This is a genomic window from Kitasatospora sp. NPDC056181, assembly GCF_042266225.1.
In the GTDB taxonomy this organism is placed as follows: Bacteria; Actinomycetota; Actinomycetes; order Streptomycetales; family Streptomycetaceae; genus Kitasatospora.
Map to the genome: position 1 here is coordinate 1 of NZ_JBHJUK010000005.1, position 11,618 is coordinate 11,618.

The 11,618-nt window shown below is 74.8% G+C and carries 12 protein-coding genes; 10 read left to right on the forward strand and 2 right to left on the reverse strand.

Annotated elements, in window-relative coordinates; genetic code table 11:
* Positions 1-216 precede the first annotated feature (216 nt).
* From ACFC1F_RS03695 to ACFC1F_RS03715, 5 genes are all read left to right on the forward strand, one after another.
* Complete coding sequence (locus tag ACFC1F_RS03695; RefSeq protein WP_376155416.1) at positions 217-615, forward strand: hypothetical protein; 399 nt, start codon at positions 217-219, stop codon at positions 613-615.
* Positions 616-804: 189 nt separating this feature from the next.
* Positions 805-1,686, forward strand: a complete 882-nt coding sequence (locus ACFC1F_RS03700) for an alpha/beta fold hydrolase (RefSeq protein WP_209411160.1) — start codon at positions 805-807, stop codon at positions 1,684-1,686.
* A 383-nt stretch (positions 1,687-2,069) separates the two neighbouring features.
* Positions 2,070-2,216 carry a hypothetical protein gene (locus ACFC1F_RS03705; RefSeq protein WP_153882781.1) on the forward strand — a complete coding sequence of 49 codons (147 nt, stop codon included), beginning with the start codon at positions 2,070-2,072 and terminating at the stop codon, positions 2,214-2,216.
* Positions 2,217-2,532: 316 nt separating this feature from the next.
* Positions 2,533-3,171, forward strand: a complete 639-nt coding sequence (locus tag ACFC1F_RS03710; protein ID WP_209411159.1) for a DUF6758 family protein — start codon at positions 2,533-2,535, stop codon at positions 3,169-3,171.
* A 53-nt stretch (positions 3,172-3,224) separates the two neighbouring features.
* Positions 3,225-4,085, forward strand: coding sequence for a PHP domain-containing protein (locus tag ACFC1F_RS03715; RefSeq protein WP_376155418.1), 861 nt, complete (start codon positions 3,225-3,227; stop codon positions 4,083-4,085).
* 129 nt (positions 4,086-4,214) lie between these two features.
* Here ACFC1F_RS03715 and ACFC1F_RS03720 read toward each other — a convergent pair whose 3' ends face one another.
* Positions 4,215-4,874, reverse strand: coding sequence for a suppressor of fused domain protein (locus ACFC1F_RS03720; protein ID WP_376155420.1), 660 nt, complete (start codon positions 4,872-4,874; stop codon positions 4,215-4,217).
* Between the two features lie 457 nt (positions 4,875-5,331).
* Here ACFC1F_RS03720 and corA point away from each other — a divergent pair, with 457 nt between their 5' ends.
* A complete protein-coding gene (gene corA / locus ACFC1F_RS03725) occupies positions 5,332-6,456 on the forward strand; it encodes a magnesium/cobalt transporter CorA (RefSeq protein ID WP_209411156.1) in 1,125 nt (374 codons plus the stop codon).
* A gap of 57 nt (positions 6,457-6,513) precedes the next feature.
* Here the strand turns inward: corA and ACFC1F_RS03730 are convergent, their stop codons facing one another.
* Positions 6,514-7,467: a DMT family transporter gene (locus ACFC1F_RS03730; RefSeq protein WP_376155422.1), complete on the reverse strand. Its 954-nt coding sequence runs from the start codon at positions 7,465-7,467 to the stop codon at positions 6,514-6,516.
* A gap of 122 nt (positions 7,468-7,589) precedes the next feature.
* Between ACFC1F_RS03730 and ACFC1F_RS03735 the strand changes: the two genes are divergently transcribed.
* The 4 genes from ACFC1F_RS03735 to ACFC1F_RS03750 all read left to right on the forward strand — a co-directional run bounded on the left by ACFC1F_RS03735 (position 7,590) and on the right by ACFC1F_RS03750 (position 11,465).
* Positions 7,590-8,138: a hypothetical protein gene (locus tag ACFC1F_RS03735; RefSeq protein ID WP_376155424.1), complete on the forward strand. Its 549-nt coding sequence runs from the start codon at positions 7,590-7,592 to the stop codon at positions 8,136-8,138.
* Positions 8,139-8,348: 210 nt separating this feature from the next.
* Entirely contained in the window at positions 8,349-9,635 is a 1,287-nt protein-coding gene (locus tag ACFC1F_RS03740) for a magnesium transporter MgtE N-terminal domain-containing protein (RefSeq protein WP_148643043.1), read from the forward strand.
* 67 nt (positions 9,636-9,702) lie between these two features.
* On the forward strand, positions 9,703-10,248 hold the full coding sequence (locus ACFC1F_RS03745; RefSeq protein ID WP_376155573.1) for a DUF1003 domain-containing protein: 546 nt from the start codon (positions 9,703-9,705) through the stop codon (positions 10,246-10,248).
* A gap of 56 nt (positions 10,249-10,304) precedes the next feature.
* A complete protein-coding gene (locus ACFC1F_RS03750) occupies positions 10,305-11,465 on the forward strand; it encodes an Mrp/NBP35 family ATP-binding protein (RefSeq protein ID WP_148643045.1) in 1,161 nt (386 codons plus the stop codon).
* Positions 11,466-11,618 lie beyond the last annotated feature (153 nt).

The following is an 11,618-nucleotide window of genomic DNA, read 5'->3' on the forward strand; positions in this document are numbered from 1 at the left end:
CGGCTCCCGCGGCCGGGGCGGGGCGGGCTTTTGGGGGGGGGGGGCGGGGGCCGGGGGGGGGGGGGGGGGGGGGCGGGGGGGGGCGGGGGCCGCGGGGGTCCACGGGGCGCGCCCCGCTGCCCCCCCGCCGCCGTCGAGACCCCCGAGGAGAAGCCGGCCCGCCGGACCCGCGAGCGTCGCCGCACCCGTGGCGGCAGCGCGGTCGCGGGCGACGCGGTGACCGGCGCGCCCGTCGAGGGCGCCGCCGTCGAGGCCCCGGCGGCTCCGGCCGTCGAGGGCGCCGAGGGCGAGGCCGCGGCCCCGCGCCGCCGCCGTCGCCGTCCGCGCAGCACCGCCGCCGGCGAGACCGCCGTCGCCGCGGTGGCCGAGGCTCCGGCCGCGGTCGCCGAGGCCGCGGACGCACCGGCCGCCGCACCGGCCGCCGACGCCGCCGTGGCGGAGAAGCCGGCCCGGCGCACCCGTAGCCGGGCCAAGGCCAAGGCCGAGCCGGCCGCCGAGGGCGCTGCGGCGCCCGAGGCCGCCGCGGACGCCCCGGCCGAGGCCCCGGCCCCGCGCCGCCGTGCCCGGACCCGTCGTCCGGCCGCCGAGACCGCCGAGGCGACGCCGGAGAGCTGACCCGCCAAGACGCCGCCCGGAGGGGGCGGCCCGGTCCCGCGCGACGGGACGGGCCGCCCCCTCCGGCGTGCACGGACCGTCGGCGTTGGTGGCCCCTCCGGCACGGGCGCACGGCTACGGTGGGGGTTACCGGCGGGTCACTCCCGCCGTGCCGCAGGAAGAGCCGCAGGAGATCCAGGAGATCCGCCCATGAGCACGCCTCCGTTCCTCACCCTCCCCCGCTGCGCCGGTGCGCTGCGGGTGGCGACCGCCCGCGGGGAGTTCGCCGCCCTGCGGGCCGAACCGGCGGGAGCGGTGCGCGGGTCGGCGCTGCTGGTGCCCGGGTTCACCGGCAGCAAGGAGGACTTCATCGCGCTGCTGGAGCCGCTCGCGGCGGCCGGCTACCGGGTGACCGCGGTCGACCAGCGCGGCCAGTACGAGACCGGCGGCCCCGACGACCCCGCGGCCTACGCCGTCGAGGCGCTGGGCGAGGACGTCCGCGCGCTGTCCGCGGCGCTCGCCGCCGACGGGGAACCGCTGCACCTGCTGGGCCACTCCTTCGGCGGCCAGGTGGTCCGCGAGGCCGTCCTGGCGGCCGCCGCCGAGGGCCCGCTGCCCTGGCGTTCGCTGACCCTGATGTCCACCGGGCCGGGCGCGATCGACCCGGGCGAGGCGGAGCGCACCAAGCTGCTGGTCTCGGTGCTGCCCTCGATGAGCCTGGAGGAGATCTGGCAGGTGCTCCAGCAGATGGAGGAGGGCTCGGGCGACCCGGCCCAGCAGCGCACGCCCGAGGTCTCCGAGTTCCTGCACCGCCGCTGGGTGGCCAACGTGCCGCAGTCGCTCATGACCACCGGCAGCCACCTGGTCGCCGCGCCCGACCGGGTGGACGAGCTGGCCACGGCCGCCGGCGCGCTGCCCGTCCTGGTGCTCTCCGGCGTCCGGGACTACGCGTGGCCGGTGCCGGAGCAGACGAAGATGGCCGAACGGCTGGGCGCCGGCCGGGTCGTGGTCGAGGACGCCGGCCACTCCCCCAACGCCGAGCAGCCGGCTGCCACGGCCGAGGCGCTGACCGGCTTCTGGGGCCGTTCGTAGCGCTTTCCGGAGCCGCATCCGGAGCCGCATCCGGGGCTCGGCCGGGCCCTTCCGCCGGCCCGGTCGGCGCCGGTGCGGGACAAAATTCGTTAGTTGCGGTAATATTTGATTCTGTCCGGGAATCATCGTCGGCATCGACGTCGGCGCGAATCAGCCGAAACCAGGACTTTACGGACGGGCAACGGCCCGGTAGCAGCACCACGACAGCGTGGACCACGAGGGACCAGAGGTCCTCCGGCAGGGACCAGCGGTCCTTCGGCAAGCAGGGGGGAGCCCTTTTGCCGCAGCAGACCGCCGAACGTTCGGCACGACAGACCCCGAAAGGGCTGATACCCACTCAGCCACGACCGCCCCGCACCGCGGGGCCAGGAAAGGAGACGCCCATGCGCTTCGAGATCCTCCGACTGGACGACGCCAACGGCACCGCCACCGACCGACTGATCGCCGACGCCGAGACCGTCCGCGAGTTCGTCCAGGCCGCCGCCCGCACCGGCGAGCGCCTGCTCATCCGTCCGTGCCCGACCGTCTGACCCAGCGCGGCGCCTCCGACCGGGAGCCCTCACCCGCCGCCGAAGACCCGGGAGCGTCCGACCCCGACGTTCCGATACCAGACTGACGCCCCGTCACCGCGATCGCCGATGACGGGGCGTCAGTGCGTCCGGGGCCCAACCGTCCGCCGGGGCCGACGTTTGCCGCCGCCCGCCGCTGGACATCCCCTACCGGGAGCCGCCCGCACCGCGCCCGCCCGGCACCGGACCCGCGCCCGCCACCGACGGGTGCCGCCGAGCCCTCCGTACGGGTGATCGTCCTTGACGCGGCGGTCCGGAGGGAGGAGCGTTGTCGGCTATGAGGGGCGAGCCAAGCTGCCCGAGGTGCGCCGGTCGGGTCCGCGCCCCCGGTCTGTTCTCAGACACCTGGCAGTGCGACCGGCACGGAGCCGTGCACCCGATGCAGCCGGTGCTGCCCCCGAGCATCGAGGCGCTCGGCGTCGCCGTCGCCCGTTCACAGGTCCCCGTCTGGCTGCCCTGGCCGCTCCCGGTCGGCTGGCTCTACACCGGCATCGCGCACGTCGGCGACGACGTCTCGGGCGCCCGGGCCACCGCCGTCGCCTGCTCCGGACCGGCACCGCTCGGCGGCTTCGGGGAGCTGGTGCTGGTCGCCGAGGAGCTGGGCGTCGGGCTCGGCGCCCGGTACGCGGGGCTGGCCGGCCCGGACCCGGGCGAGTCCGTCGCCCTCTACAAGCCCGCCGACGCCAAGCTGATGGCGGCCGGGCGGCCCACCCCGATGTTCCACGTCCCGGACGCGCCGGCCGACCGTGCGGTCTTCGTCGGCGAGGCCCGCGGGCTCTGGCTCTGGGCGGTGGCCTGGCCCGAGCAGTCGGCGCTGGTGATGTACGACGAGCTGGTCCTCACCGACCTGCGCGAGGCCGGCGCCGAGCTGGACCTGCTGCCCTGCGGCGCCCTCTCCCCCCGCCTGCTGGGCTGACCCCCGCACTATCCTGGGCCGCACCCGCCGCCCAGCCCCAGGGAGACCCCGCCGTGCGCATCGACCTGCACGCCCACAGCAACGCCTCCGACGGCACCGACAGCCCGGCCGAGCTGGTAGCGGCGGCGGTCGCCGCCGGCCTGGACGTGGTGGCGCTCACCGACCACGACACGGTGGCCGGCCACGCCGAGGCCGCCGAGGCGGTGCACGGGCTGCCGGCCGGCACCCGGCTGACCCTCGTGCCGGGCGCCGAACTGTCCTGCGTCGTGGACGGCATCAGCATGCACCTGCTGGCCTACCTGTTCGACCCGGCCGAGCCGGAGTTCGCGCAGGAGCGCGAGCTGGTGCGCACCGACCGGTTCCGCCGCGGGCGGGCCATCGTCGAGCGCTGCCGGGCCCTGGGTGCGGACATCAGCTGGGAGCAGGTCGAACGGATCGCGGGCGCCGGCTCGGTGGGCCGGCCGCACATCGCCAGCGCGCTGGTGGAGGCCGGCGTGGTGGCCACCGTCTCGGACGCGTTCACGCCTGAGTGGCTGGCCAACGGCGGGCGGGCGGACGTCCGCAAGCACGAGACCGACCCGGTCGAGGCGGTCCGGCTGGTCCGGGCGGCCGGCGGGGTGCCGGTCTTCGCGCACCCGGGTGCCGTGAAGCGCGGGCGGACCGTCTCCGACCAGGTGATCGCCGACCTCGCCGCGGCCGGGCTGGCCGCGCTGGAGGTCGACCACGTCGACCACGACGAGCCGGCCCGGGAGCACCTGCGCGGGCTGGCCGCCGAACTCGGCCTGCTGACCACCGGGTCCAGCGACTACCACGGCGGCCGCAAGACCGTCCGGCTCGGCGAGCACACCACCGATCCCGCCGTCTACGAGGCGCTGCTGGCGCAGGCGACCGGCGCGAAGCCGATCGGGGGCTGAGCCGGGCCCGGCGCGCACGCCGGGGTGCGGGAGCGTCCGGAGGCCCGCCCTGCTCCAGCCCGAGCCGGGTCGGCCAGGCCCGCCTCCGCCCCGGGAGACGGGAGCCCACGGCCAGGGTCTGATCCGACGTCAGTCCAGTGGCACCGCGCGGCGGTCGGGGTCGCGCAGGTCGGTGCCGTGCTGGAGCCAGCGCTCCTCCAGCGCGGCCGCGCCGTGCACGCGCTTCCAGCCGGCCTCGTTGGGCGTCATCGGCAGCAGCGGCAGGAAGCGGACCGGGTCGGCCGGCTCGTCCAGCTCCAGATCGGCCACCAGGCCGCCCGGTTCGGCGGCCAGCACCGAGGTGAACGGCGCGCCGTCCCAGAGCGGGGAGCCGAGGTCCAGCGAGCCTCCGGGGGCCACCACCAGACCCTCCACCTGCGGGGTCGCGGCAAAGGTGGCCAGGGTGCGCAGCACGCTGTCGCGCCCCCCACGGATCGTCAGGACCAGTTCGGCGCGCGGGCCGCGGACCTGGTCGGCGACCATCGCGGTCGGGTCGGCCATCGGCGCGGCGGCCATGCCGAGCGTCGCGTAGCGGACCAGCCCCTCGGCGTCCGGGCCGAAGCGCAGCACCTCGATCCGTTCCGCGCCGAGGAAGGTGACCGCGGCGCGGCCGCTGGTCTCGCCGAAGGTGGTCAGCAGCCGCGCCTCGACGGCGGCCAGCACCGCCTCCCGGGAGAGCCCGGAGGGATCGTGGGAACCGCCGCCGGAGGCCGCGGAGGGGTCGCCGAAGAGGGGGAAGTCGTGCGCCATGCGGTGAGCGTAACCCGGGGGCCGCGCACGGTTGTCACGAGCGTCACGAGAACTCCGCAGCGGCGATGGCCGGTCAGATGTTAGTGTGAGCGACTGGCCACCGGGGATGCTTACCTCCTCCGGGGCAGCGGCGTGAAGGAGGTGGTTGCGGTGGATACCAGCCGACCATGCAGTACCGGCAGCTCTACCCGGCCCGGACGCCTTCCCCGTACCCCTCGCCACGCAGGCTGAAACAGCCCCAGCAGTAGCTGGGCGCGCCGCGTTCGCGGGGACGACCGAGGCGGTGTCGACCGGCCGGGAGAGCACCCTCACCGGCGTCCGGTCGTTCCAGCGCGTGCCCCAGCAAGGCCGAGGACCGACCGCAGGCGCCTTTCAAACCGGTGTTCCTTCGCCGTCGCACCACGGCCACCCCTTCACCGCGCCGCCGTGCGGCGGCTCCTGCCCCAGGGAGCCTGCCATGTCGATGATCAACAGCCTGCGCGCCGCCGTCCGCACCAACCGCCGCCGCTCGGACTCCGCCCTGTTCGACTCGATCCACCCGGGCGCGTCCACCTCGGCCGTGGTGGACTGCGCGGTCTACCGGCACGGCCTGCGCCAGGGCGAGAGCTGCAGCCCACGCGAGGCGGCCCGCCTCGTCAAGGCCTCGCAGCAAGTGCAGGACGGTGCAGGATCGTTCAGCTGGATCGGGCTGCACGAGCCGACCGAGGCCGAGTTCGAGGGCATCGCCCAGCGCTTCGGCCTGCACCCGCTGGCGGTCGAGGACGCCGTCCACGCGCACCAGCGGCCCAAGGTCGAGCGCTACGACGACGTGCTGTTCGCCGTCTTCAAGACCATCCGCTACGTCGAGCACGACCAGCTCACCCCGACCAGCGAGGTGGTCGAGACCGGCGAGCTGATGGTCTTCGCCGGGCGGGACTTCGTGATCACCGTCCGGCACGGCGGTCACAGCTCGCTCCAGGAGCTGCGGCTCCGGCTGGAGGCCGACGCGGACGGCGCCGGGCTGCTCGCCAAGGGCCCCTCCGCGGTGCTGCACGCGATCGCCGACCAGGTGGTGGACAACTACCTGCTGGTCGCCGACCGGCTGCAGACCGACGTGGACGAGATCGAGTTCGACGTCTTCTCCAACAAGGGCGGCCGGGGCACCGACGTCGGCCGGGTCTACCAGCTCAAGCGCGAGGTGCTGGAGTTCAAGCGGGCCGTGGCGCCGCTGCTGCGGCCCATGCAGCAGCTCTCCGAGCCGCTCCAGCGGCTGGTCGACCCGGACATCCAGAAGTACTTCCGGGACGTCGCCGACCACCTCGCCCGGGTCACCGAGCAGGTGCACGGCTTCGACGAGCTGCTCAACTCGCTGCTCCAGGCCAACCTGGCGCAGGTCTCGGTGGCGCAGAACGAGGACATGCGCAAGATCACGGCCTGGGCGGCGATCTTCGCCGTGCCCACCATGATCACCGGCGTCTACGGCATGAACTTCGACTACATGCCGGAGCTGCACCACAAGTACGGCTATCCGATGGTGCTCGGCAGCGTCGTGCTGATCTGCATCGGCATGTACCGCGGCTTCCGCCGCAACGGCTGGCTGTAGCACCGGGCCCGCCGGGGCCGGGCACGCCGGGGCGGGGGCGCTGACCCCGCCCGGACGCTACCTGCGGCCGCCGCGGGCGACCAGGACCAGGCCGAACAGGATCAGCACCACCGCCGGGTAGGCGGCCACCGGGGGCCACTGGCCGAGCCAGAGCGCCGCGATCAGCGCCGCCCCCGGGGTCTCCAACAGGATCGCGGTGGAGGTGACGGACGGGCCCAGGGTGCGCACCACCCGGTTGCTCAGCGAGTGGCCGAGCAGCTGGGCGGTGATCATCAGCAGGAGGATCTGCCACCAGACCCCGGCCGGCCAGCCGCCCATCGGCGTCCCGGCGGCCAGGCAGATCGCCAGCAGCACCACCGCCGTGGTGGCGTAGCAGACCAGGGTGTACGCGGTGGTGCTGACGGTCTTGCGGACCTCGGCGCCCAACAGCATGTACCCGGCCGCCGCGAGACCCGCGCCGAGCGCCAGCGCGTCGCCGAGCAGGGCGCGGGGCGACAGCGACATGTCGACGCCGGTGAGCACCAGCACCCCGGCGAAGGCCACCGCCATGCCGATCCAGACCAGCCGGGGCGCCCGCACCCCGGACAGCCGCATCAGCAGGATCGTCCAGAGCGGGGTGGTGGTCACCAGCGCGGTCGCCGAGGCCACCGAGGTCATCCGCAGGCTCGGCATCCAGAGCGCGAAGTGCACGGCGAGCAGCGCGCCGGCCGCCGCCGCCAGCAGCAGCGCCCGGCGGCCGATCCCGCGCAGCTCGGCCCGGTGCCGCAGCAGCGCGTACGGACCGAGCACGCCCACCGACATGACGTTGCGCCAGAACGCGATCGCCAGCGCGGGGGCCGCGGTGGCACTGATCAGCGGCGCGGAGAGCGAGATGCCGGAGACGGAGACGGCGAGCAGCACCAGGTCGATCTTGGGGAGCGGGTGCGGGGGCACCGCGCCGGCCGGGCCGGAGGCGGTGCGGCCGGGGTCGGCGGAGGCGGGGGCGGCGGTCTCGGGCCGGGCGGCGGGCACAGCGCTCCTCTGGCTCGTGGCGGATGGGGCGGCTCCTAAGGTAAGGCCCGTGCGGCCGTCACGGAACTGTCGCCCGACGGGTGAGACATCCCGCGGACGCCCCAGGCCTTACGCTGTCCGCCATGGACCGTACGCCTGCCGCAGCCGCGACCGCCGACGACTTCCTCGACCGGGCCCTGCTGGAGGAGGCCGCGAAGAAGTCCGGCCTGCTCTGGGTGCGCGCGGACGGCCAGGAGCACGGCCGGGCGCTCTGGCACGCCTGGCACGACGGCGCGGTCGTGGTGGTCGGCGACGGCGGCGAACAGCCGCTGCACGGGCTGACCGCCGGCGGCGGCGCGGTGGTGACCGTCCGCAGCAAGGACAAGGGCGGCCGGCTGACCGGCTGGCCGGCCCGGGTGACCGAACTCGCCCCGGGCGGGGAGGCCTGGCTCGGCGCCGTCGAGGAGCTCAAGGGCAAGCGGCTGAACGCGCCCGACACCGACACCATCACCGACCGCTGGGCCCGCGAGTGCCGGGTGCTGCGGCTGGAACCGGCCGGCGGGCTGGCCGAGCGCCCCGGCGCCATGCCGGACGCCTCGCACGCCGCCGTCCCGATGCCCACCACCGCCACCACCCGGCTGCCGATCCCGGCCGGGCTGCCGAAGCTGCTCCTCAAGCGCCGCAAGGGCTGAGCCGCACCTCCCCCGGGCGGGAGGCCGGCCGGACCGGTCTCCCCGTGCGGGCGCGGGCCGGCTCCCCCGCAGGTCACGGGCCCCGGCCGCGGGCCCGCGGCCGACCGTGCCTCGCCGGGCCGGGCCGCAGGCGCCCGGGTAGCCTAGGCCGCGGGGCGCCCCGCCGCGCCCGTCAGGGCGTCGAGCAGGTCGAACGAGTCGAGGGAGTCCATGGCAGGGGCAGGCAGCCGGGTCTTCATCTCGCACCTCTCCGGCGTCGCCGTCTTCGACCCGAACGGCGACCAGGTCGGCCGGGTCCGCGACGTGGTGGTCTCGCTCCGCCTCGGCGGCCGCCCGCCCCGGGTGCTCGGGCTGGTGGTCGAGGTGATCGGCCGCCGCCGGATCTTCCTGCCGATGACCAGGGTCACCAGCCTGGAGTCCGGCCAGGTGCTCACCACCGGCGTGGTCAACATGCGCCGCTTCGAGCAGCGCCCGTCCGAGACCCTCGTCCTCGGCGAACTGCTGGACCGCACCGTCACCTGGAGCAAGACCGGCCAGGAGGTCACCGTCCTGGACGTCGCGATGGTGCAGTCCCGGCTGCGCGAGTGGGAGATCAGCAAGGTCTTCGTCCAGATCGGCCGGGTCGGCCGGCTGCGCAAGGCCAAGCGCGAGACGCTCACCCTCGACTGGCAGGACGTCACCGGCTTCGCCCTCCCCGAGGAGGACCAGGGCGCCGCCAACCTGCTGGCGACCTTCGACCAGCTGCGCCCCGCCGACCTCGCCAACGTCATGCACCACCTCTCCTCCAAGCGCCGCGCCGAGGTGGCCGCCGCACTGGACGACGAGCGGCTCGCCGACGTGCTGGAGGAGCTACCCGAGGACGACCAGGTCGAGATCATCGGCAAGCTGAAGGACGAACGGGCCGCGGACGTCCTGGAGGCGATGGACCCGGACGACGCCGCCGACCTGCTCTCCGAACTGCCCGGCGACGAGGCCGAACGACTGCTCCAGCTGATGGAGCCGGACGAGGCCGAGCCGGTCCGCCGCCTGCTGAAGTACGAGGAGAACACCGCCGGCGGCCTGATGACCACCGAGCCGATCGTCCTGGAGCCGGACGCCACCGTGGCCGAGGCCCTGGCCCGCGTGCGGGTCGCCGACAACAAGCCGGCCCTGGCCGCCCAGGTCTTCGTCTGCCGCCCGCCGAACGAGACCCCGACCGGCAAGTACCTGGGCACCGTGCACTTCCAGCGGCTGCTCCGCGAGCCCCCGTACACCCTGGTCGGCTCGCTGGTGGACGACGACCTGGACCCGCTGCCGCCGGACACCCCGCTGCCGCTGATCACCAGTTACCTGGCGACGTACAACATGGTCGCCGCCCCCGTGGTCGACGAGGCCGACCACCTGGTCGGCGCGGTGACCGTCGACGACGTCCTCGACCACCTGCTGCCCGAGGACTGGCGCGAGGCCGCCCTGCACGGGCCCGCCGACGAGAGAGAGGCGACCGCCGGTGGACGCTGACCGCAAGGGCCGCCGGGACGACACGCCCCGCCAGCGCCTCCAGGGCGAGCTGCGCCAGCTGCGCGAGGTGCGCGCCCGTGAACGCGGCCGCACCCCGCGCACCGAGCCCGTCACCACCGGAACCGGCCGCACCCGGCTCGACCAGCCGCGCACCACCCGCCCGGGCCTGATCACCCTGCCGACGTACGACCCGGAGGCCTTCGGCAAGCTCTCCGAGCGGATCGCGCGCTTCCTCGGCACCGGGCGCTTCATCGTCTGGATGACGATCGTGGTGGTCGTCTGGGTGGGCTGGAACACCCTGCTCCCGGACGAGGTGCACTTCGACGACTACCCGTTCATCTTCCTCACCCTGGTGCTCTCGCTCCAGGCCTCGTACGCGGCGCCGCTGATCCTGCTGGCGCAGAACCGCCAGGACGACCGGGACCGCGTCAACATGGAGCAGGACCGCGCCCGCAGCGACCGCAACATCGCCGACACCGAGTACCTGACCCGCGAGGTGGCCGCCCTGCGCCAGGGCCTGGGCGAGGTCGCCACCCGCGACTTCCTCCGCTCCGAACTCCAGTCCCTGCTCAAGGAGATCGACGAGCGCCGGGACGCCTCCGAGGTGCTGTGACCGGCGGCACGCTACCGCCGGGTTAAGTGGTACGCCCGGAGCCGTACCATCAAGGCATGGCCAACGAGACAGAGGTCGCGGCCGGCGTAACGGAGGAGTCCGTACGCCAGGCGCTGGCGACCGTCAACGACCCGGAGATCAACCGCCCGATCACCGAGATCGGCATGGTGAAATCGGTCGAGATCGCCGAGGGCGGCGCGGTGCGCGTCGCGGTCTACCTGACGGTCTCCGGCTGCCCCATGCGCGACACCATCGTCACCCGCGTCCGCGAGGCGGTCGGCAGGGTCCCCGGCGTGACCGGGGTCGAGGTGGAGCTCGACGTGATGAGCGACGAGCAGCGCAAGGAGCTCTCCCAGCTGCTGCGCGGCGGTGCCCCCGAGCGCGAGATCCCGTTCGCCAAGCCCGGCACGCTGACCCGCGTCTACGCGGTCGCCTCCGGCAAGGGCGGCGTCGGCAAGTCCTCGGTGACGGTGAACCTGGCGGCCGCGATGGCCGCGGACGGCCTGAAGGTCGCCGTGGTGGACGCCGACATCTACGGCCACAGCGTGCCGCGGATGCTGGGCGTCGAGGGCCGGCCCACCCAGGTCCAGGACATGATCATGCCGCCGCAGGCGAACGGCGTGAAGGTCATCTCGATCGGCATGTTCACCCCGGGCAACGCCCCCGTGGTCTGGCGCGGCCCGATGCTGCACCGCGCGCTCCAGCAGTTCCTCGCCGACGTGTACTGGGGCGACCTCGACGTCCTGCTGCTGGACCTGCCGCCCGGCACCGGCGACATCGCGATCTCGGTGGCCCAGCTCGTCCCCAACGCCGAGATCCTGATCGTCACCACCCCGCAGATGGCCGCGGCCGAGGTGGCCGAGCGGGCCGGCACCATCGCGGTGCAGACCCACCAGAAGATCGTCGGCGTGATCGAGAACATGTCCGGCATGCCCTGCCCGCACTGCGACGAGATGATCGACGTGTTCGGCACCGGCGGCGGCCAGACCGTCGCCGACGCGCTCACCCGGACCGTCGGCGCCACCGTCCCGGTGCTCGGCTCCATCCCCATCGACGTCCGCCTGCGCGAGGGCGGCGACGACGGCCGCCCCGTCGTGCTCGCCGCCCCCGACTCCCCGGCCGGCGCCGCACTGCGCGCCGTCGCCGGCAAGCTCGGCGGCCGCCAGCGCGGCCTCTCGGGCCTCTCCCTGGGGCTCACCCCGAAGAACAAGTTCTGACGGGCACCAGCCCCGGACGCAACGGGCGACGGGCCGGACGGTGGAGAAACCGACCGGCCCGCGCGCCGGGGGGGGGCGCTACCCGGGGCCGGCCCCGGGCCGGCGGGGGGGGCGGTGGCGTTTAAACAAAAGTACCAGCCCAACACCAGCCAA